Below are 22,893 nucleotides of genomic sequence, written 5' to 3' on the forward strand. Positions count from 1 at the left end.
TTTTAAAAATCCACTAAAGTAAGAGAAGCAATAAAACAGCCGTAACTATAAGCTTCACGATCTTCCATCTGTTCAGCCGAAAGGGACTAGGATGGGCCTTTCTAAAACTGAAGTCGATCATTCTACACATCGACGAAAATCTCCTTTGCCTCAACAATGCCCAAAAGAACCCAAACTCCTGTGCATTCTTGTGCAGCATCATTTGCCAAATCAGCGCAGGACTAACTTTTTGCGAAACGGTTATTGATCGGGCCGCATTCGTAATAAGTTCTGCTGCTAGAACGATCACAAAAAAAGTCAAAACCGTTCCAAAATGAATTCCTCCGATTAGCATAAAAGGAGTTAGGAGCACCAAGCCAAAAAGCGTCTCAATGGTAGTGGAAAAGTCAAGACAACTATACGTTCTAATATGAGGCAGCTGCAGAATAGTTGCGTTCCCGTAACCATATCGAAACATTCTTCTAACCTGGCTTTTTCCTTCATTCCACCATGGATGGCAAACGACAGCATCGGGCAAACTAAGGTAACGCTTACCATTATCCTGACTATTCCTTGTCAGCAGCTCCACATCTTCACCTCCAAGAGTCAACTCCTCGCGAAAACGCCGATCTCCGAGCAAAGACCTGTTAAGCATCAAATTCGCAGTCGGAGCCCAGGCTTGTTCTTTTTTAAACCTGCTCATTTTGAAGAAGCCAACAGCACCATTTAAATCCAGTGCATTGGTAACGTCATTAAACGGTTCCGGAAACTCCGTAACGCCTACAAAACCCAGACTCTCGGGATGAGACTCGATTGCCATGGAGTAAGCACTCAGCAAATCCCGTGAAGGCACGATATCATCATCCAGAAATAAGATCCATTGACTATTGCCTTCCTCTATCCCCCTATTACGTGTATAAGAGGGGCCTTTATTAACTTCGTTTACCAAAAGCCTGATACTCCCCTCATCCGCCAAACTTTGTATAGCAGGAGGAACCTTCACCTGCGGGTTGTCGCAGATTAAAATATAATTTGCCCTGAAGCCAGCTGGAGAAGGCAAATTTAAAATCTGCATAAGCAAATGCTCCTCCATCCTAAAGGAGGGAATAATAATATCTACTTGCTTCGTAAGATCAGCTGGCATGAGTGTGGGAATTCGAATTTTATTTTACCGTTGGGAGCCAAATATACTTATAACCGTAGAATACTTAATTTTGCGCTTATTCAATGTACTTATGACTACATATCCAACAGGAGGAAGCCGGGAGCAACATTACCCATCTGATCGAGCAAAACCTCTCGTCAGCATCGTCATTGTCACGCTAAACGCAGAAGCCTGTTTACGCACCTGTCTTCTTTCGATTATCAATCAACAGTATAAAAATATAGAGCTTTTAGTCTTTGATGGATTAAGCACAGATTCAACCCTTGAGATTATAAAAGAGTATGACACTCACATTAGCTATTGGCAAAGCCGTCCGGATCAGGGCATATATGACGCAATGAATAAAGCCATACAGAAGGCCTCGGGTGACTGGATCTATTTTATTGGTGCAGACGATAAACTATTGAGTGGATTCAGCGAATTAGCGGCCCAGCTAAAAAACAGAAACACCCTCTATTACGGAATGTGTGAGCCACTGGGAATCCTCTTTACAGGGAAATATTCCCGATATAAGCTCTCTAAATACGGAATGAACCAGCAAGCTCTTCTATATCCCACGGCGGTGCTGAAAGGAAAAGGATATGACACCCGATACCGGGTATATGCAGACTATGCAATAAATATCGAAATCTGGGGAAACGAAAGCATACCGAAAAAGTACTACCCTATCGTAATAGCCGAATATAATATGACCGGCTTCTCCTCTTATGCCAAGGACGAATTCTTTAAAGCCGACAAACCCTCGCTTGTACGCAAACATCTCGGTTGGCTCACTTACATCCGTTACCTATACAAAAGAAATAGAGAGCTGCGCAAGCCGGAAAGCACGTTCTTCTAACATTTAAACCCATAGCTACCAGCAATTTTAATACTTTTGCAGATTGATTTATTAGATGAAGACATATTTCCGACTACTATCTTTTGCAAAGCCTATCGAAAAATTTGCAATTCCCTACGTCATCACCACATTACTCGCCGTATTCTTCAATACGCTGAATCTGGCACTGGTTGTCCCTTTACTTACATTCCTGTTTAACACCACTGGCTCAGACGAAGTAGTTTCCAAGCCCGATAGCCTATGGAAGATGATGGATAATTTCAATTATTACTCGCAGGTGATTAAGGAGGAATATGGAATGTATGGAGCCTTACAATTCATATGCGTAGTGATAGTAGTTTCTGTCTTGTTAAGTAACGTATTCAAATATATCTCCCAGCGCATTATGGAGAACTTAAGGATACATACGCTCCTAAACATCCGGCGATCGGTGTTCAATAACGTGATGGATATGCACCTGGGTTTTTTTAATAACGAAAGAAAGGGCGATATTTTATCAAAGATTACCAACGACGTACAAGTAGTGCAGTTTACAGTAACAGGAACGCTCCAGGTTGTATTTCGTGAGCCTTTCCAACTGATAGCTTACCTTGTCACACTGTTTGCAATTTCTTATAAACTTACCTTTGTCTCCATTCTGTTCATTCCAATTTCAGCAATTTTCATCGCCAGACTGGTTAAAAGTTTAAAAAACGTAGCCTCGAATTCACAGTCGTCATTCGGAGTGATGGTGAGCAATCTGGAGGAGGCTTTATCGGGAGTGAAGATTATCAAAGCTTTCAATGCCTCTTCATTCATTAAACAGAAATTTAATACTGAGAACGAAAACTTTTCAGAGATTGGTCGTCAAATTGCAAAGAAACAACAGCTGGCCTCTCCCATCTCCGAATTCCTTGGAGTCCTCATGGTAGCCTTTATCGTATTATACGGAGGTAGTATCGTATTGAGCGGCGACGCCAGCTTAACAGCTCCGATGTTCATTGGGTATATCGCCATTTTCTCTCAACTAACACGCCCCGCGAAAGCACTATCGGATTCCTTTACAGGCGTAAACCTAGGCTTAGCGGCGGGTGAGCGTATTCTCGAACTCATCGATATGAAGCCAGGAATTCAGGACGGCCCAACTGCGAAAGAAGTAACAGAATTCAAGGAGAAAATAGTTCTTGACAATGTGGTATTCGCATATGGTGACAAAACCATCCTCAATCATGTCTCACTTGAAATACCGAGAGGAAAGACAGTTGCCCTTGTTGGGCCTTCAGGCGGTGGAAAATCCACCTTAATGGACCTCATACCCCGTTTTATTGAACCCCAAAGCGGAACTATCTATTTCGATGGAGTTGACATTAAGGAGATTAAGATTGACTCACTTCGCGCACAGCTTGGCTTCGTTAACCAGGAATCCATCTTATTTAACGACACCATTTTTAACAACATCGCTTTTGGCAAACCCGATTCCAGTCTTGAAGACGTTGAAGCAGCCGCACGTATCGCGAATGCCCACGACTTCATCATAAATACTGAAGACGGATATCAAACAAACATTGGTGATCGTGGAGTGAAGTTATCGGGCGGACAAAAACAACGCATAAACATCGCCAGGGCAGTATTGAAGAACCCTCCGATCATGCTGTTGGATGAGGCAACCTCGGCCCTAGACACAGAGTCCGAAAAACTCGTACAAGACGCGCTGAATAAGCTCATGAAAAACAGAACAACCCTTGTTATCGCCCACCGCCTCAGCACTATCCAAGACGCAGATCTTATCCTCGTACTCGATTCTGGTCGGGTAGTAGAGAAAGGCACACACTTTGAGCTAATGGCAAATAACGGAGTATACAGACGCCTGGTTGAAATGCAGACGTTTGCAGAATAAAATTATCCTGATTTTCCAATTTTGATGTTACGTCATCGAACCGGACAACGTATATATTAAACGTATACTTCAATAATGTCTTCAAAAAAAAACAAATTTCGCCTTACCCGATTCATTCTTCTAAAATTATCATTCATATTCAGATTCCTGGCAAAATTCAGGAGGCCCGCTAAGCGCCTCCTTATAATTAAGATAGACGCAATAGGAGACTACATACTTTTCCGAAACTACTTAGAGGTCTTACATAAATCAGAAAGATTCAAAGATTACGAAATTGAACTTTTAGGCAATGATTCCTGGAAAGATCTTACATGGCAATACGACAGCAATCTCATCTCGAAATACTGGTTTATCAATGAGCGATGGCTGTTAGTGCACCCGGTTAACGTTCTAAAACTGGGTATTAGCCTTTTTAAAAGGAGGTATGAGTTCGTATTGCACCCTACCTATTCGAGAACTTTATTAGCAAATGGTCTTTCTGCTTTAGCTTCGGGAAAAGAAACGATCGCCTTCAGAAGTAATCATGAAATACATCCTCGATACAAAAAACAGACTGATCGTTTTTACTCCACTTTATTAGACTTACCGGAAGGCATTTTTCATGAATATGAACGCAATCATAATTATTTCTCTCAGATCTTAAACAACCCTAATCTTCCGTGGGTGGAACTGTCTCTACCGGTGAGAGAAACCGCGCGATCAGGCATAGTGATCTTTCCTGGTTCCAGCGATCACAAAAGAAATTGGCAGGAGGAAAAATTCGCAGAGCTGATTCAGCGTCTGCTAGACGCTTCGGCGGAAAAGATTATTCTAACGGGTGGCCGGGCAGAGGTTGCACTATCCTGTTCGATCATGGGAAGACTTCCGGAGGCCACGAGGCTTGTAGATCAAACGGGCGATACCACGCTTCCCAAACTGGTAGACTTGGTATCACAAGCACGGTTCGTGATCTCAAATGACACAAGTGTTGTTCACATAGCCGCGGCCTGCAAAACGCCGGTTATCTGCATTCAAGGCGGGGGACACTTTGAGAGATTCACTCCTTACTCGGAGAAACTTCTAAATCGTCCGATTTGCGTTTATGAAAAGATGCCTTGCTATAACTGTAATTGGGAGTGTCAGTTTCAAACTTTCATCAATGATCCTTATCCATGTATATCAAGCGTTAACATAGACGCTGTATGGAAAGAAGTTAACAAACTATTAGAGCTTACATCGACAGCCGATAACAAGAATCCTACAGAGTACATAAATACCTCGTTGGAGCTTTCACAAAAAATAACCCCAAAGTCACTTCACAAAATCTCCATCATCACGGTCACTCTAAACGCCGCCCGCCATCTGGAAAGATGTATAAAAAGCATTTTATCTTACAATAATCTGAATATAGAATTCATCATCTGGGATGGGGGAAGTGTGGACGGCACCCTTGACATAATAAAGAAATATGAAAAACACATTTCATTTTGGAAAAGCGAGAAGGATTCCGGCGTGTATGACGCCATGAACAAAGCTGTAAAAGTTGCAACTGGGGACTGGATATACTTCCTCGGCGCCGATGATGCTCTTCTTGAAGGTACCGAACTTATTGTTTCAAAGTTCCAACACCCGCACACAATTTACTACGGCGATATCAGCTACAGTGGGCAGAGAATGATTCGTGAAGCTTATAATTCGTATAGACTCGCAAATGAAAATATATGTCATCAAGCCATCTTTTATCCAAGACATGTTTTTGATTTGTATCAATATGACCTGAAATACCCTATTGCTGCAGACTGGGTGCTTAACATGAAGCTGTGGTCCGATAAAAGGTTCAAGTTCGAGTATCACCCTTTTGTTATTGCTGATTTTAGTGATTCAGGAATTTCGTCCATGAACAAGGATGTTAAATTTTATGAAGATCAACTATCCGTTCTCCGAAACACCCTGGGCCTTTGGGTCTATCTCCGGATATGGTTCAGGAAAAGCTTCAAATAATTCTCAGCTTCAGTCAAGCTTGAGCTTTCTAATAAGCTTTTGATAGATAGCTGGCGCCTCAATTTTGTTGCCGTAATAGACACCTACAGATGAGCCTAATGATTCAATAAATCTAAGTGTTTTGAATAAATCAGGTCTTAGTTTCAACTTATAGTATTCCTTTAATAACCTGAGCTCTCGTTTCTTCGATAGTTTGCGAACTTGACTTTCGATTTTCTGTGAGTACTCAGGTAAAACCTCCACATGGAACATGTGGTAACAAGAGCTAGTTCCAAAGACTAACTTTTTCAAATAGTCAGGCTTGAGCTTTTCCGATGTGATCATGTGTATTAGACTGAGAGAAGGAGAAGTTCCAGCGGCCTTTCCCTGCGCGATAACTGTCATAACCAGCTGAGTGTCGTCTCCGCTAGTCATTTTACCGCCATTCCTTCCAGTTAGACTGAACCTACCCTCCTCTATACCCTCAACATAATCATTAGTGAGCTCACGCTTAATACATAATCCCGTTCCTAAAGGGTAACAGGACTGCCATTGGCGAATCATTGCGTATTCAACAAACAAATTTCTTTTTTGCTGAAAAATAGGCGCTAGTTCTTGGAATCGGGGACTTGCAACTCCATCAACGAAGTCTACCTCCACGATTCCAGGACCCCAAGCCCCAACATCAGGATAGGTTTCCCATAAGGTACTAAGTGAAAGAAGATAATTTTTGTCCGGTTCATTATCATCATCAAAAAACACGATATAGCTCCCTTTAGCCTCCTTTATTCCAGCCAGCCTCGCTTTTATTAGTCCTTGTTCTAACACGCTGACAATTCGAACTCTGAGGTCAGACTGGAGGCGACGTATGACACCTTCGCGCTTCGCTAAAGGGATATTGCTATTGTTATCCACTAGTATTATCTCAACGTTAAGACCATTTAGCTCGAGTGATTGTATGGAATCCAGACACCTTTCGAGCAATCTGTCTTCCTGGTTATATGTGCAAACAATAATTGAGTAATCCATTTAGCTTCTTATCTATTTATGTACGTATAAAACGTTGCGTTTATAACGTCAGCTCAGCTATAAAATCATGCCGCAGAGCCAAAGCTGCAATTATATCAAAAACGACGATCCTATGCTAATAGCAAATACCTATTCGCATCAATTACAAGCGGAATGTTTATTTTTACCAGTCATTCGAAGCTTAATTTCAATAATGTCAACTACTAGTTTTTACCAAACGCGCTCTGCTGTACTGTTCGTAATCTTCAACAGACCCGATACGACATTCAGAGTTTTCGAAAGAATCAAACAAACAAGGCCTGCCAAACTTTACATTGCTGCAGACGGGCCTCGGTCAGACAATCCCTCGGATCAAGAACGCTGTATGGAAGCTAGGTCTGTCATAGAGAAGATCGACTGGCCCTGCGAAACAAAAACGTTACTGAGGGACGAGAATTTAGGCTGCAAATACGGCGTCTCCACCGCTATTGACTGGTTTTTTGATAATGAACAAGAAGGAATCATATTAGAAGATGATTGTCTCCCCAGCAATGACTTTTTCCGCTTCTGTGATTTGATGCTTGAGAGGTATAGAAACGATACGAGAATCCGTCACATTACTGGATGCAACTTACAATATGGAAAAAAATGGGGATCTGCGTCTTATTACTTTTCTAACAATGTGCATGTTTGGGGGTGGGCTGCATGGAAAAGGGTCTGGCAACAGTATGACGTAGAATTAGCGAGTTATAATGAAAATGAAATTGAAGAGCAGTTTTCTAAGGTCTTCCCTGAACCGTTGCTGGTAGAAAGCTGGAGCGAAATCTTTGAGAAGATGAAGAGAAACGAAATCGATACTTGGGACTACCAACTCGGGATCGCAAATTTCTTCAATAACGGTTTATGTGTTATCCCGAATTTTAACCTTATTTCAAATATTGGATTCGGACCGAACGGCACTCACACCTTTTCAGAGACTGATAGAAATGCTAACATCGTTTCCGAAGACTTGCCAGATGTAATTGTTCATCCAAAATACATCTTACCGGAAAAGCAAGCTGATATGTCGACATGGAATGCGGATTTCCATATCGAACGAAGAAGGAAGTCAAAAGCAAAGAAAGACGGGATGATAAAGTATCAACTGAATAAACTGCTTAAGCATTTGAAATAAGGCAGTTACTTCATCCTCTACTAACGATCGATTATGATTGATATAAAACGCCTCTACCAACTTTGGGTTCAATATAATAAAGAGGTGACTTGGTGCAAAGACTCAAACATCAAAGTCTTCAACTTTTGGAATCTACAGAAGCCTGAGGATCTATGGCTTCACCAATTCATCCAGCATCATTTTGGAGAAAGTCTATCAAAGAAGAACTCTATCGCCCTTTTTTCAGTAATGGGAGACAGGCGAAAAATCAGTCTTAACAGAAGTAAAGTGAAAGTTTTTTTCACGGGCGAAAACACGACCATATGGAAAGACTATAAAGACCACTGCATCCAAGAAGTTGATCTTTCCATGGGGTTCGAGTACATTGATGCAGATAACTATCTTAGGTTTCCTCTTTGGCTATTGTATATCTTGGATCCCCGCTCCGATTATCAAGCTGTAAAAAAATCCGTGCACAAGATTTCCGTTACCAACAAAGATCGTCAAAATTATCCCAAGAGGTTTTGCTCGCTGATCTGCCGACATGATGGGAATGGGATACGAACGGAAATGTTCAACTTACTCACATCAGTTGGGCAAATTGACAGTGCGGGCCCATTTTTAAACAATACCAGTGAGCTAAAAGAGGCTTATAACGATCAAAAACAAGAATACCTTAAAAATTATAAATTCAATATCTGTCCTGAAAATTCGAACACACTTGGATATGTAACGGAAAAACTATTCGAATCGATAAGCGCAGGGTGTATCCCACTATATTGGGGTAATGAGAATCCGGAACCCGAAGTATTAAACAAGAATGCTATATTATTTTATAAAGGAGTTGAACGTTCACATGAACTTACAACCCAAGTTAGAGAGCTCCATAACAATGAAAAGCTATATGGCGAGTTTATCTCTCAGGAGACCTTCGTTCCAACAGCAGCAGAATATATATGGGATAGACTTAACATGCTCCATGAACATTTGAGCAGGCTCTTAAAAAACTAGGGCACTATCAATCTCCATTGCCGTTTACTTCAGCGTATCCCTGCCAGTCTCATCTTCTGCTTTGCAGGTTCTCGATTCTGAAGCCCATGTGTATGGCGCATCAAAAACTTGCCGTACATTTGCCTATGTTCTTAAGAGATGTCATTCATAAAATTAGGAGAAATAAAATATTTTATTACGCGAACTACTATCTTCAGCTTGTAGTTCCTTCTCAATTCTATAAAAGAGCTTTATCTGGAAAACTGGCGAGGCTCTCCAAATTCGACATTGCGGATATTAGGAAGCGTGTAGACTATTACAATAAGTTGAACGAATTTAGTTCCGTTCGTGACCTAAATAGCTATTTAAAGGATATTCAGGGTATCGAATCGAACAGCGCCTATCGCGTTGATACTATCAAATACAGCCGCTACTTCAATCCTCACTTTAAAGCAAACTTCCTTTTCGGCGACGTTACTATCGTTGCTGACAAACCTTCAATTCAAAAAAGCCGGCCCATTCATGGAGACAACACCAATGCTGTCATACTCAAACTCGACAGAAAGCGTCACTTCTTTTTCTTAAAGGATCACAAAAAGTTCTCAGAAAAAAAAGACATGCTAATTGGCAGAGCCTATATTAGCCAGCCCCACAGAATGAGATTCATGGAGATGTACTTCAATAATCCTCTCTGCGATCTTGGCCAGGTTAACACCAATTCGGGAAATCTAGAGTGGCTTAAGCCCAGAATATCTATTGCTGCCCATCTGGACTACAAGTTCATTCTTAGCCTGGAAGGAAATGACGTCGCTACTAACTTAAAATGGATCATGTCATCCAATTCAATTGCCGTCATGCCTAAACCTAAATACGAAACCTGGTTTATGGAAGGAACACTGATTCCTGACTTTCACTACATTCAGATTAAGGATGATTATTCTGATCTCGCGGAGAGGTTACAGTATTACATCGACCATCCGGAAGAGGCGCAGAAGATCATAAACAACGCTCAGCAATATATAAAACAGTTCCTGAACCCCGAACAGGAGGACCTGATTTCTCTACTTGTGTTGCAAAAGTACTTCTACTACACTTCGCAGACGAATGACTATCTGCTGAAAGATTTGTTATAATGACATTAAGTCCAGCCCATGCCGAAGGTGCGAAATGAAAGAAATTCCAATTATTGATAATGACCTTTCAGAGAGAAAACATAGATAGTCGTTCCCCTCACTTCATAGATATAACGGTGTTCACGATTAATACGTTTAGACCATTTCTCTTAATATTCATATTTCAAGGCTTCGGGCTTTCCAAGACCCAAAAAAGGAGTTTGTAATATTGATTCAGTAATTTCTGCTATCCGTTTCAAGACCTTAGCATTTCCCGTCTTTCTCCAGTATTCAAGTTCTTTGTAAGCTTGCACAGTGAATTCTATTTCCATAGATCATCTAAACTGATCTTAACAGTCCGACCAAGTTTGATATCTTCCTCGCTCTCTGCTATCTTTTCCGTGAAGTCAGCACGATATGCGGTCTTCCTTTCATTAAAATCAACGTCAAGGGCTTTAAGTACAGCCTTAATAGCCTTTAACTTCTCCTGATTATCTGGATGTACGATTAAATAGCTCATGAGACAAAAACAAACTTAAACAATCATATAACAAAATACGCGACTCCTTTGAGATACACCAAAAAAGGCGGCCTTTGCGGGCCGCCTGTATGATTAATATGATGACAATTGTCATCACCTAAGGCAATAAAACCTTACAACTTCCTCTTCACTTCAACGCTTTCGTATGCCTCAACAATATCACCTTCTTTAATATCATTAAAGTTGTGAATGTTCAAACCACACTCGTAACCCTTCGCAACTTCCTTCACGTCATCTTTATAACGTTTCAATGAAGCCAGTTCGCCAGTGTAAACAACCACGCCATCGCGTACGATACGGATTTTGCTGTTACGGGTGATCTTTCCATCAAGAACCATACATCCTGCGATGGTACCGACCTTGCTGATCCTGAAGGTCTCACGAATTTCAACGTTCGCAACGATTTTCTCTTCAAACTCAGGAGCAAGCATACCTTCCATCGCTGCTTTCACTTCGTTGATCGCATCGTAGATGATTGAATACAGGCGGATGTCAATCGCTTCCTGCTCAGCCAGCTTACGCGCACTTGCAGAAGGACGAACCTGGAAACCAATGATGATCGCATCAGAAGCAGAAGCCAGCAATACGTCTGATTCAGAGATCTGACCTACCGACTTATGAATGATGTTCACCTGGATCTGCTCAGTAGACAGCTTCAGTAATGAGTCAGATAATGCCTCAATAGATCCATCCACGTCACCCTTAACGATGATGTTAAGCTCCTTAAAGTTTCCGATAGCCAAACGACGACCGATTTCATCCAATGTAATATGTTTCTGAGTACGAAGACCCTGCTCACGCTGTAACTGCAGACGTTTGTTTGCGATATCACGGGCATCACTTTCAGTATCCATTGCGTTGAACTTGTCACCCGCAGTAGGAGCACCCGACATACCCAACACCTGAACCGGTGTTGACGGGCCAACTTCAGTAACACGCTGTCCGCGTTCATTGGTCAATGCCTTCACACGACCGCTATAGCTTCCTGCAAGGATCGGATCACCGATCTTCAGCGTACCTGCCTGAATCAATACCGTAGTAACAATACCACGTCCTTTATCAAGCGCTGCTTCGATAACGGTACCTGTAGCACGCTTATTCGGATTAGCTTTCAGATCAAGCAATTCAGCTTCCAGCAATACCTTCTCCAAAAGGAGATCCACGTTCATACCCGTCTTACCGGATATTTCCTGGCTCTGGTATTTACCACCCCAGTCTTCAACCAGGATGTTCATCTGAGAAAGCTGCTCACGGATTCTGTCTGTATTAGCTCCGGGCTTATCTACCTTACTAAAGGCAAATACTATCGGAACACCTGCTGCCTGAGCGTGGTTAATCGCCTCACGAGTCTGAGGCATCACGCTGTCGTCAGCTGCGATCACAATGATCGCGATATCTGTAATCTGAGCACCACGGGCACGCATCGCCGTAAAGGCCTCGTGACCGGGAGTATCCAGGAATGTTACCTTACGGCCGTCTTCCAGGCTTACCGCGTAAGCACCAATGTGCTGCGTAATACCACCTGCTTCACCACCTAACACGTTCGTTTTACGAACAAAGTCAAGTAATGATGTCTTACCGTGGTCAACGTGACCCATAACGGTAACAATTGGTGCGCGAGGTACCAAATCAGCCGGATCATCTTCAATCTCCAGACTGGCTTCTTCATCCTCAGGCTTAATAAATTCTACGTTATATCCGAATTCATCAGCAACGATAGTCAGCGTCTCCGCATCCAAACGTTGGTTGATTGACACGAACATCCCCAAACTCATACAAGTTGAGATAATCTGTGTCACCTGCACGTCCATCATGCTGGCTAGCTCATTTGCGGTAACAAACTCCGTAACCTTAAGCACTTTAGATTGTGCTTCTTTCTCCATTGCTGCTTCTTCAGCTGATTGAGCAACATCATCACGTTTCTGACGGCGGAATTTAGCCCGCTGAGCAAATTTACCTGATTTACCTGCACCACTTAAGCGGGCAAGCGTTGCTTTAATCTGATCCTGGATTTCCTTTTCTGTTGGTTCCTCCTTAGGACCTGATGAAGCTCCATGATTTCTGGAACCTCCTCTGAAGTCTGGTCTTGCACCTCCCTGATTACGGGCACCGCCACGAAAATCTGGTCTTGGTCCGGTATGCGGAGCAGGAGCAGGACCGGCAGCACGAGGCTGACCCGTTCCCGATTGTCCTTGTCCAGGCTGGCCCGGAGCATCTTTACGCTTTCTTTTGCGTTTATGATCGTTGCTGGCTGCACTTGACGACGACGCTACAGGTTGATCCTTGCGGCGCGGCGGCTGTTGGGCAGACAAATCGATTTTACCGATAACATTCGGTCCGGTAAGTCGCTGCGCCCTGGCGCGAATGACTTCATTTTCCGGGGCATCTTCTGCCTTGGGACGTTGCTCAACAGACGGAGCAGCTGGAGTTTCCATATTCTGACTAGCAGAAGCTGCTGGTTTTGCCGCTTCTATATTTTCTTCTTTAACCGGAGCAACGCTCTCTGGGGCAGCCGCTTCTACCTGCTTCTCAACAGGTGCAGAGCTGACTACCGCAGCCGGTTCAGCTTTCGCTTCTTCAACTGGCGCAGCAACAACCTTTGGCTCTTCCTTAACTTGCGGAGCTTCCACTACGGGAGCTTCAGCCACAGGCTTTACTTCTTTGATTTCTTCCTTCGGCTCTGGCTTAGGATCTTCCTGCTGTATCGCTACAGGCTCAGGTGCATCTTGCTTCGGCTCTGGCTTGACTTCTTCAGGAGCTTTCACTTCCTGCTTAGGTCTGCGGTTTAACGCATCAAGATCGATCTTACCAACCACTTTCACACCCGAAACTGGCTTTTCTTCCTTCGGTGCTTCCGGAGCAGGTTTCTCTGCCGGAGCCTCTTTAGGCTTTTCTGCAGCTGGCGTATGACCAAACGATGATCCTGTATTCTTGATCAGAATCTCTTCCTGTTCGAATTCCTTTTCTCTACGAGGTTCCTGTCTTTCAGGAGCCGGAGATGCAGCGTCATCACGACGTATCTTCCCTATTACAATTTGCCTTGCTTCTTCACGGACAATCTTGTCGCCCTGATACTCCTGCAATAAAGCACCATACATTTCTTCTGAAAGCTTTGTATTGGGCTTTGCATCAACCTTAAAGCCTTTCTTGCTTAAAGATTCTACCGCAGTTGACAAACCAATATTAAGCTCCTTTGCAGCTTTTAGTAAATTTATACTTTTACCTTCTGACATTTAAAAAAATTACCTCACTAAAAATTTTAACAAAAATACGACATTTATCCCGTATTTAATAGAAGGAACCCGAATTCAGTCTTTTCTTATTCAAATTCCGCTCTTAATATACTCAACACTTCTTTCACTGTACTATCTTCCAAATCGGTACGCTTAACCAGCTCTTCAACGCTCAATTCAAGCACTGATTTTGCTGTATCAAGTCCTACTCTTTTGAACTCATCAATAATCCAGCCATCGATTTCATCTGAGAATTCTTCCAGATCCACATCCTCATCATCAGCATCAGCCTCACGGTACACATCAATCTCATAACCTGTAAGCTTACCGGCTAATTTGATATTGTGTCCGCCACGTCCGATTGCTAAAGAAACCTGATCTGGTTTCAGATATACAGCCGCACGTTTGTCCGCATCGTCCAATTTGATAGTCGTGATCTTAGCCGGACTTAATGCACGCTGAATGTATAGAGAGGCATTATTGGTGAAGTTAATCACGTCAATGTTCTCATTCTTCAGTTCTCTTACAATACCATGAATACGCGATCCTTTCATACCTACGCAGGCACCAACCGGATCGATACGATCGTCGTAAGACTCAACAGCAACTTTCGCTCTTTCTCCCGGCTCGCGAACGATCTTTTTGATCGTGATCAGACCGTCAAAGATCTCAGGTACTTCCAGTTCGAACAAACGCTGAAGAAAATCAGGCGCAGTACGCGAAATGATGATCTTCGGATTGGTATTCATCATATCAACCTTCAACACTACCGCTCTTACTGTATCACCTTTCTTATAATAATCCGCGGGGATTTGCTCTGTTTTCGGAAGCAATAATTCATTTCCTTCGTCATCCAAAACCAGGGTTTCTTTCTTCCAAACCTGGTAAACCTCGCCGGTTACAATCTCTCCAACGCGATCTTTGTATTTACGGAAGATCTCATCTTTTTCCAACTCAAGCACTTTCGAAACCAAAGTTTGTCTAGCAGCCAGAATAGCGCGACGGCCGAACGTTTCCAAGGTGATCTGCTCGATGAAGTCGTCTCCAACTTCCAGTTCAGGATCGATCTTATGTGCGTCTGCCAGCTCAATTTCCAGGTCATCATCTTCTGAAAAACCGTCTTCCATTACGGTACGCGTTCTCCAGATTTCAAGGTCACCGTTATCGGGATTCACAATCACGTCACAGTTCTCATCTGTTCCGTACTTTTTACGGATCATACTCCTGAACACTTCTTCCAACACACTGATGACGGTAGGACGGTCAATGTTCTTAAATTCTTTAAATTCCTGAAAAGAATCAATTAAATTAATATTGCTCATTTCTACTTAAATGAAATTAAAACCTTTATTTCTGTTATCTGGTCAAAGGGAATGAGGTTCTGTTCCAAAACCGCTTTCTTTCCTTTTTCCTTTATGCTTTCTTCTATTAAAATCCCTGCTTCCTGAACTTCCAGAAGTTTACCTTCTCTTTTATCAGGCACATCTGCAAGTTTGACGGACAAACTGCGTCCAACATTCTTCTGATATTGTCGCTGCGTACTGAGCGGATAATCCAAACCCGGAGATGACACTTCCAGATGATAAGCCTGCTCAATTACGTTTTCCTCTTCGAGATGAAATCCCACTGTTCTGCTTATTGCAGCACAATCCGCTATTCCGATGCCGTTATCTCCGTCCATCAGAATAACCAACCTGCCGTTCGGGTGCATCTTTATATCCACTATAAAGAGTTCCGGACGGTCGGCTATTTTTTCTTCAACTAACTCTCGTACCCTTTGCTCTATATTCATAACTACCGGTAAAAGAAAAGAGGGGACGTACTGCCCCCTCTTTCGATTTATGCAAATATAGTGATATATATGAATTTTGCAAACAGAAATATGACAAATGCTTTATTACTAACGAGTTTTGAACGTATACATGCCGGATCTTGTACAGACGTTGCCCTTATCAGTATAGACCCAGAAATCCTCGTCTTTCCATCCAGGATTGAAGGATGATGGTAGCTGCTACCGTGTCAATCAAAGATTTGTTTTGCCGGTCGATCTTTTTCAGTCCGCTTTGAGATATAGCAGCGGAGGCCATTTTAGACGTAAAGCGTTCATCAATCCTTTCTATAGGCACTGTGGGAAATGCTTTTTTCAAGATGGTGATAAACCCCTTTACATGGGGTGTCGACTGCGAAGCTGTACCATCCATTTGACGAGGCTCACCTACAACAAAGAGCTCCACCTCCTCGGTCTGCATGTAATTCTTCAGGAATTCGACCACATCTTTCGGACGAACGGTGGTCAATCCTGTCGCGATGATCTGCAACGGATCGGTCACTGCAACTCCTATTCTCTTGGTACCGTAATCAAATGCTACAACTCTGGCCATCGCAGCAAAGTTATTGATTTAAAAAGGCTTTTACATCCTTCCATCCGCATTACGCTTCATTAACATCAAGTAAATCCCGCTTTTTTTAAAGCCGGGCCAATCGATCAGTTTTAATAATTCTTTAAGATCCTTATCAGCAATATTCTCCTGATCACTTTTATCAAAAATAGTCAACAGATAAACAGTATCCCGACAGACCTTAGAGCACGTAATCACACCCGCGCCTCCTGATTTATCTTTTCCTTTACTTACTATAGCTAAGCGGATTTAATAGCATTCGTCTCCAAGAGGCGTACCTTGAACAGTTTCTTCTTTAAGAGATTGAATCAATATGAAGAAATCAGATTTGCACTATCTTTTAAAAAACGAAATCCGCTCCCTGATCTGGAATTGTACCTTGTCATCGCCATCTTCCGTTCGATGTTTAGTAGTTGCTTTCTTTTTCATTGCCGTCGTCGTTGTTTCCGTTATGTTCTCGTTCCTTCGTTTCAAATCCCTTAGCAGTCTGTTGCCTTCGTAACACATATTATTAAAGGATGCTCCCCGTGTTTGCTGCGCCTCATTGAGCTCCATATTCACAGGGCCCGTAGGGTATTCTCCCGGTTCTTCAGCATGAAACGCGGCAATGATCGAACATGGACTGAACTCCTTGCTATTGAGCAATACATAGCCTTCTTCCATTCGGGTTTCGCTATAAGCCAGCAACGATACGCTGAGCATCAGCAGCTGATCGGGTTCCGGCAGGGTTTCAAAGCGGATCTCCTGGGCTTCCAGCTGAGCCTGCCAGCGAAACTCCAGGTCTTTCACTTCCAGATATTCATAGTACTCCTTCCGGAAATTGAAGCCGATCAGGCTGAAACGGATCTTGTACTTACTCACCGGTTTACTGATGCTTAGAGGCACCCTCAGGTCGGTTTTGGCGTTTAAGGCCCCCATGAACACGCTTAGGCGCCCCTCTTCATCCCGCTCTACCCGCTGACTGACCTGCAGTACTTCGCTCAGCCGGCTCTTCATATTGAAGTCCATCCCGATGAGGCTTTCCAGGTCCGCGTCATGCAAGTCGCGCTGACCAACGCTTCCGCGTAAGCTATTGCGAATCCCCCGGTACACCAGCTGTGTGCTGCGGCTGACCGCCTCGCCATCCCGGTGCACGTAGGCCGGCTCAAAGGCCTGCCTGATCACCGCCGCCGTGGTACTGGAGAGACCGAACTCCGTGGAGGCCCGGATGCTGGCACTGGTCTGCTCGAATTTGCGGGGTTTCCCCTGGATGATGTTCATTTCGCGGTAGCCGCGATATACAACGGAACCTGCCTTGCCGCGAACGATTCCTTTCTTGTCTACTTTTGCCATAACCTTGTTTGATTTGGAGAACAAGGTAGCGCGACGGGAAACATGTGACGATTTTTTCGCCAAAATCGACAAAATTTTATGCTATTTTTAAAATAACGTACCTCAAAAGCAGTCAAGCCCTGCTTAGGCTGAGCTTAGTACTTCTTTATATGAAGAGCTATATGTGCAGCTGAAAGGCAGTAATACGTCCCACTTTAAGCCGTTCAGGTCGGACTTATTACGGAACAATGTGTGTCTGTTATTGGCTGCATACAACGGTGGTGGTTATTTCATATTGCCCTCCCTTACAGTTCCTGGGTACCCGATATACAGTAGCAACGCAGCGCCTCCGGTAAAAGTAGCTTTGGATACGTCAGATTTCTTATATCCGGCATATTCTCATATTTGCTATCTATTTCTTAATTTGCACGATGCTGTTTAGTGAAATTGTAGGGCAGAAAGACATTAAGCGTCAGTTGATTCAGACCGTTGCGGAGCAACGGATTAGTCACGCACGCTTATTTCTGGGGCCGGAGGGCTCGGGAAGTCTGGCGCTTGCCCTGGCTTACGCACAGTATATTTCCTGCGAAAACCGCAGTCCGGACGACAGTTGTGGCGAGTGTTCCTCATGCCGAAAGTACAATCGGCTGATACATCCGGATCTTCATTTTTCCTATCCTTTCTTTGCCAAGCATAAGGACGATACCGCCCTCACCTTCATTGAAGAATGGAGAGAGGCTTTTTTGAAAAACCCATATTTAAATCTGGACGAGTGGCGCCTTCAGCTGGATGCCGATAACAAACAGGCTAACATCAATATCGCCGAGTGCCACCAGATCATCCGGAAGCTTAGCATGAAGCCGTTTGAGGCGGAGTACAAGGTTTTGATCATGTGGTTGCCCGAATATCTCGACAAGGAGGGAAATACACTACTGAAGATTATCGAGGAGCCGCCGCAAAAAACACTCTTCCTGCTTGTGGCTCAAAACCAGGATCAGATTTTAAACACCATCCTGTCGAGGACTCAACTGCTCAAGATCAACCGGCTCAAAGATGAGGAAGTGAAACAACACTTGATCGAAACGATTCATGTCCCGGCTTTGCAGGCCAGCAGAATCTCTTATCTGAGTGAGGGAAACATTCAGCTGGCTATTCAGCTGAGTCGTGAGGAAAGTGACCACGCATTTGGCAGGTTCACTGAATGGTTGAGAAACAGTTTTGGCAATAAGGGACTGCAGCTGATCGAATTTTCTGAATCAGCATCGAAATGGGGCAGGGAGAACCAAAAGAACTTTCTGCGTTATGGCTCGAAGCTCCTAAGGGAGGTCATGATGGTCCTATCCGGCGCTGAAAATCTCATTCATCTTCCGGAAAATGAAAAAGAGTTTGTGGTCAAGTTTAGCCGCTCGGTCGATTTAAATAAAACGGAGGCCCTTATTTCGGAAATCGAAAAGGCCCATTATCATATTGAAAGGAATGCAAACCCTAAAATTTTATTTTTAGACGTATCTTTGCAATTTACAAGAATTCTGAAGTTTAATACGCTCCCCAAGGGGACTCACTATATATATCAATAAATGGGATGTGGATCATGTTCAACCGGCGGCGGATGTACGCCGGCAGGCTGTAAAAGTAATGGCTCTTGCCTTACCGGCGGATGCAGCAAATTAGATGTTTACGATTGGCTGGCCCATATGGACCTTCCAACTAACTATAAACCTTTCAATATCATTGAGGTTAAATTCAAGGGATCGCGCAAAGATTTTTACATTAATCATGAGCATGCGTACCTGGAAATGGGCGACCTGGTAGTAGTGGAAACTACAACAGGTGGTTATGACATTGGCCATGTTTCGCTTACCGGTGAGCTGGTGAGGATGCAGATCAAAAAGAAGCATCAGAAGCTGGATGATATCACCAGAAAGGTGATCAGAAGGGCAACACCTGCTGACGTGGATAAGTGGAAAGCGGCGAAGGATATGGAATGGGAGACGATGCACAAGGCGCGTACCCTTGCCCTGAATCTGGGCCTCTCTATGAAGATCAGCGACGTCGACTATCAGGGTGATAAAACCAAGGCAACCTTCTACTATACAGCAGAAGGGCGGGTGGATTTCCGTGAGCTCATCAAAAAAATGGCAGAAAACTTCCGTATCCGTATTGAGATGCGCCAGATCGGCATGAGGCAGGAAGCGAGCAGATTAGGCGGCTTAGGCTCCTGCGGTCGCGAACTTTGCTGCAGTACCTGGCTTACCGATTTCAAAACGGTGTCTACGTCGGCAGCAAGGTATCAGAATTTGTCTTTAAATACACTGAAACTAGCGGGACAATGTGGCAAGCTGAAGTGCTGCCTCAACTACGAGCTCGACACGTATATGGATGCGCTGAAGGATATTCCGGATGATGTAGATCGTCTGGAGACGGTTATCGGCATGGCACGTCTTCAAAAGACCGATATCTTCAGGAAGCTCATGTGGTTCAGTTACCCGAATCAGGAAAACTGGATTCCTCTGGATATTTCACGAGTGAAGGAAATTCAGAAACTAAACAAAGAAGGCATCAAGCCTGAAGATCTGAAAGATGAGGCGGCTGAACTGGAACCGGTACAGGCTACCAAGATCCTGGATTATGAGAACGTTGTTGGGCAGGATAGTATCACCCGTTTGGATGAGCGTCAGAATAACAAGAAGAAAAAGAAGCGGAATAATAAGAGCAGACCTAAGCAAGATGATGCTGGAGTTGCGCTAACGCCGTCGTCTCCGGTTGCAAAGCCTGCGAGGCCTGCTGCCAACAATCAGAGAAGAGAACAGAAGTCGGGCCCTCAGAACCCAAATCAGCGGAGAGAACAGAACGCTGCTGCTAACAGCCAGAAGAGAGAACAGAACCCTGCCGCTCCTCAAGCTGATAATAACCAGAAAAGGGAGCAGAATACTGCCGCTCCTCAGACTGACAACAACCAGAAGAAAGAGCAGAACGCGGCGGTTCATGCGGCAAACAGACAGAAAAGGGAGCAGAATACTGCCGCTCCTCAGACTGACAACAACCAGAAGAGAGAGCAGAACGCGGCGGTTCATGCGGCAAACAGACAGAAAAGGGAGCAGAACGCTGATGCGCAAGCTGAAGGTGGAGAATCCGGCAATAAAAAGGCTCAGGGAAGTCGTCATTTCCGGAGGAATAAGAATAATAACAAGCCTAAACCTAATGCAGAATAAGTACCGGCATTTATTTACCGCAATACTTTTGTTATGTATAGGCTTGCAGGGCTGCAAGGAGACTGCGATTGTCGATGTGAATTTACCCATCGACAATCGTTCCTGGTCTTACGCCAGCAAAGTGAGGATACCTGTTATCATCGAAGATCCAGGCAAGGCGTACAACCTGTACCTTAACCTGCGCCATACTTCCGATTATAAATACGCTAACATATTTGTACTGATTCATCAGTCGGCCACAGGCTACGAAACAAAAACGGAACGCAAGGAGTTTAAACTTGCCTATCCGGACGGCGAATGGCTGGGTAGCGGAGCGGGCAATTTCTATTCCTATCAGCTTCTGTTTCGCGAAGGATACCGGTTTCCGGCAAAAGGAACTTACATCATCGAGATTGAACAAAACATGCGGGATAACCCTCTCCCTGAGGTAACGGATGTAGGCCTGCGTGTTGAGCCTGTCGAGGAGAATTAAAACATTCTTTATCATTGTGATACCTGTCACTTTTCATGCAGGAACAACCGCGTAGATTTACCAGGGATATCCAATTAACCGATGCCGATCAAAACCTTTTCAAGCGCTGTCTTTGGAATAGAGGCGAAGACGATTACTATTGAGGTAAATATTACCAGTGGTACGCGGTACTACATCGTTGGTCTGCCCGACACGGCGGTGAGGGAAAGCCTGCTACGCATAGAAAGCGCCATCTGCAATTCCGGATACCGGATGCCCCGACAGAAAATTCTGGTGAATATGGCCCCTGCGGACATTCGCAAGGAGGGATCTTCGTTCGATCTGGCTATAGCTGTAGCTATTCTTTGTGCTTCTGAACAAATCGATGCGACGCTGATCAGTCAATATATGATATTGGGTGAACTGTCTTTGGATGGGACAATCCAGACTGTAAAAGGTGCGCTTCCGGTTTCTATCCAGGCACGGATGGAGGGCTTCAAAGGGCTCATCGTTCCTGCACTGAATGCCAGGGAAGCGGCCATCGTTAATGATATTGACGTGTTGGGTGTACAAACGCTGGCAGAGGTTCTGGACTTCTTCAAGGGCATGGGCAATATACAGCCAACTGTGGTAGATACCCGTGAGGAATTTTACTCGAACATTTCCAACTATCCTACAGACTTTTCTGATGTAAAGGGTCAGGAGAATATCAAACGGGCGCTGGAAATTGCTGCTGCGGGGGGACATAATGCTATATTGATCGGTCCGCCTGGTTCCGGAAAAACGATGCTGGCAAAAAGGCTGCCCAGTATCTTGCCGCCGCTCAATCTGCAGGAAGCGTTAGAGACTACCAAGATTCACTCCGTGGCAGGAAAGCTGGCCGCGGCAGACTCCCTGATGACGGCCAGGCCGTTTCGCTCGCCGCATCATACGATCAGCGATGTGGCGCTTGTGGGCGGAGGGGCCTCGCCACAGCCGGGCGAGATATCGCTTTCTCATAATGGGGTGCTTTTCCTGGATGAGCTGCCGGAATTTAAGCGTTCGGTACTGGAGGTGATGCGCCAGCCGCTGGAGGAGCGGAGGGTAACGGTATCCAGAGCCAGGCTTTCGGTTGACTATCCTGCGAGCTTCATGCTTATCGCCTCGATGAACCCATGTCCCTGTGGCTTTTATAATCATCCGGAAAAGGACTGTACATGTCCGCCAGGCGCTGTTCAGAAGTATTTAAGTAAGGTGTCCGGACCACTGCTGGACCGCATTGACCTTCATGTGGAAGTAACTCCTGTGAATTTTACCGACCTGGCTTCGGAACACAGGTCGGAAAGCAGTGCCGACATACGTGCCCGGGTGATCAAGGCACGCGAACTGCAAAGCAAGCGCTTCAGTGGCAGCAAGGAGGTGTACTGCAATGCACAAATGAGTTCAAAGGAGGTTCGTCAGGTTTGCCGTATCAACGACGCGGGACAGATACTATTGAAAAAGGCGATGGAAAAACTGGGACTGTCCGCCCGTGCCTACGACCGGATTCTGAAGGTATCGCGCACTATCGCTGACCTGGCAGATTCAGAAGAAATCCGCATTGAGCATCTGGCAGAAGCGATACATTACCGGAGTCTGGACCGTGACGGCTGGGCGGGATAATGTTTTGATGCTGTTTACGTTAATG

At 44.4% G+C, this 22,893-nt stretch carries 18 protein-coding genes and 1 pseudogene; 10 read left to right on the forward strand and 9 right to left on the reverse strand.

What is annotated here, in order from left to right; all coding sequences use genetic code 11:
- Positions 1–13: 13 nt before the first annotated feature.
- A complete protein-coding gene (locus tag B0I27_RS05830) occupies positions 14–1,123 on the reverse strand; it encodes a glycosyltransferase family 2 protein (protein ID WP_106292289.1) in 1,110 nt (369 codons plus the stop codon).
- A 91-nt stretch (positions 1,124–1,214) separates the two neighbouring features.
- On the opposite strand from B0I27_RS05830, the gene B0I27_RS05835 reads away from it, so the two are divergent.
- The 3 genes from B0I27_RS05835 (at position 1,215) to B0I27_RS05845 (ending at position 5,838) form a co-directional block, all read left to right on the forward strand.
- On the forward strand, positions 1,215–1,982 hold the full coding sequence (locus B0I27_RS05835) for a glycosyltransferase family 2 protein (protein WP_181276694.1): 768 nt from the start codon (positions 1,215–1,217) through the stop codon (positions 1,980–1,982).
- Positions 1,983–2,037: 55 nt separating this feature from the next.
- Entirely contained in the window at positions 2,038–3,858 is a 1,821-nt protein-coding gene (locus tag B0I27_RS05840; protein WP_106292291.1) for an ABC transporter ATP-binding protein, read from the forward strand.
- Between the two features lie 75 nt (positions 3,859–3,933).
- Complete coding sequence (locus B0I27_RS05845) at positions 3,934–5,838, forward strand: glycosyltransferase (RefSeq protein ID WP_106292292.1); 1,905 nt, start codon at positions 3,934–3,936, stop codon at positions 5,836–5,838.
- Positions 5,839–5,847: 9 nt separating this feature from the next.
- On the opposite strand, the gene B0I27_RS05850 is transcribed toward B0I27_RS05845, so the two are convergent.
- Positions 5,848–6,846, reverse strand: coding sequence for a glycosyltransferase (locus tag B0I27_RS05850; RefSeq protein ID WP_106292293.1), 999 nt, complete (start codon positions 6,844–6,846; stop codon positions 5,848–5,850).
- Between the two features lie 193 nt (positions 6,847–7,039).
- On the opposite strand from B0I27_RS05850, the gene B0I27_RS05855 reads away from it, so the two are divergent.
- The 3 genes from B0I27_RS05855 to B0I27_RS05865 all read left to right on the forward strand — a co-directional run bounded on the left by B0I27_RS05855 (position 7,040) and on the right by B0I27_RS05865 (position 10,101).
- Positions 7,040–7,999 carry a nucleotide-diphospho-sugar transferase gene (locus tag B0I27_RS05855; protein WP_106292294.1) on the forward strand — a complete coding sequence of 320 codons (960 nt, stop codon included), beginning with the start codon at positions 7,040–7,042 and terminating at the stop codon, positions 7,997–7,999.
- 33 nt (positions 8,000–8,032) lie between these two features.
- Positions 8,033–8,989 (forward strand): glycosyltransferase family 10 domain-containing protein, encoded by a 957-nt coding sequence (locus B0I27_RS05860; RefSeq protein ID WP_106292295.1) that lies wholly within the window; start codon positions 8,033–8,035, stop codon positions 8,987–8,989.
- Positions 8,990–9,081: 92 nt separating this feature from the next.
- Positions 9,082–10,101: a glycosyl transferase family 90 gene (locus B0I27_RS05865; RefSeq protein ID WP_245925442.1), complete on the forward strand. Its 1,020-nt coding sequence runs from the start codon at positions 9,082–9,084 to the stop codon at positions 10,099–10,101.
- Between the two features lie 50 nt (positions 10,102–10,151).
- On the opposite strand, the pseudogene B0I27_RS17715 reads toward B0I27_RS05865, so the two are convergent.
- The 7 genes and pseudogenes from B0I27_RS17715 to B0I27_RS05905 form a co-directional block, all read right to left on the reverse strand.
- Positions 10,152–10,412 (reverse strand): annotated as a pseudogene (locus tag B0I27_RS17715) (Txe/YoeB family addiction module toxin).
- The gene (locus B0I27_RS05875; protein WP_106292296.1) at positions 10,403–10,600 is read right to left on the reverse strand and encodes a DUF2683 family protein; all 198 of its coding nucleotides are present in this window, start codon (positions 10,598–10,600) and stop codon (positions 10,403–10,405) included. Before B0I27_RS05875 ends, B0I27_RS17715 begins: the two are co-directional and overlap by 10 nt.
- Before the next feature lie 134 nt (positions 10,601–10,734).
- On the reverse strand, positions 10,735–13,854 hold the full coding sequence (gene infB / locus B0I27_RS05880; protein WP_106292297.1) for a translation initiation factor IF-2: 3,120 nt from the start codon (positions 13,852–13,854) through the stop codon (positions 10,735–10,737).
- 86 nt (positions 13,855–13,940) lie between these two features.
- The gene (nusA, locus tag B0I27_RS05885; RefSeq protein WP_106292298.1) at positions 13,941–15,176 is read right to left on the reverse strand and encodes a transcription termination factor NusA; all 1,236 of its coding nucleotides are present in this window, start codon (positions 15,174–15,176) and stop codon (positions 13,941–13,943) included.
- Positions 15,177–15,178: 2 nt separating this feature from the next.
- Positions 15,179–15,646 (reverse strand): ribosome maturation factor RimP, encoded by a 468-nt coding sequence (locus B0I27_RS05890; RefSeq protein ID WP_106292299.1) that lies wholly within the window; start codon positions 15,644–15,646, stop codon positions 15,179–15,181.
- A 160-nt stretch (positions 15,647–15,806) separates the two neighbouring features.
- Positions 15,807–16,235, reverse strand: coding sequence for a Holliday junction resolvase RuvX (gene ruvX / locus B0I27_RS05895; protein WP_106292300.1), 429 nt, complete (start codon positions 16,233–16,235; stop codon positions 15,807–15,809).
- Between the two features lie 351 nt (positions 16,236–16,586).
- The gene (locus B0I27_RS05905; protein WP_106292301.1) at positions 16,587–17,585 is read right to left on the reverse strand and encodes a hypothetical protein; all 999 of its coding nucleotides are present in this window, start codon (positions 17,583–17,585) and stop codon (positions 16,587–16,589) included.
- A gap of 410 nt (positions 17,586–17,995) precedes the next feature.
- On the opposite strand from B0I27_RS05905, the gene B0I27_RS05910 reads away from it, so the two are divergent.
- The 4 genes from B0I27_RS05910 (at position 17,996) to B0I27_RS05925 (ending at position 22,868) form a co-directional block, all read left to right on the forward strand.
- Positions 17,996–19,141 (forward strand): DNA polymerase III subunit, encoded by a 1,146-nt coding sequence (locus B0I27_RS05910; RefSeq protein WP_106292302.1) that lies wholly within the window; start codon positions 17,996–17,998, stop codon positions 19,139–19,141.
- Positions 19,142–20,776 carry a regulatory iron-sulfur-containing complex subunit RicT gene (locus B0I27_RS05915; protein ID WP_245925443.1) on the forward strand — a complete coding sequence of 545 codons (1,635 nt, stop codon included), beginning with the start codon at positions 19,142–19,144 and terminating at the stop codon, positions 20,774–20,776.
- On the forward strand, positions 20,766–21,248 hold the full coding sequence (locus B0I27_RS05920; protein ID WP_106292303.1) for a gliding motility lipoprotein GldH: 483 nt from the start codon (positions 20,766–20,768) through the stop codon (positions 21,246–21,248). The genes B0I27_RS05915 and B0I27_RS05920 overlap by 11 nt, the downstream gene beginning before the upstream one ends.
- Before the next feature lie 81 nt (positions 21,249–21,329).
- The gene (locus tag B0I27_RS05925) at positions 21,330–22,868 is read left to right on the forward strand and encodes a YifB family Mg chelatase-like AAA ATPase (RefSeq protein WP_106292304.1); all 1,539 of its coding nucleotides are present in this window, start codon (positions 21,330–21,332) and stop codon (positions 22,866–22,868) included.
- Positions 22,869–22,893 lie beyond the last annotated feature (25 nt).

Origin of the sequence: Arcticibacter pallidicorallinus, assembly GCF_003002875.1 — a bacterium.
Classification (GTDB): domain Bacteria; phylum Bacteroidota; class Bacteroidia; order Sphingobacteriales; family Sphingobacteriaceae; genus Arcticibacter; species Arcticibacter pallidicorallinus.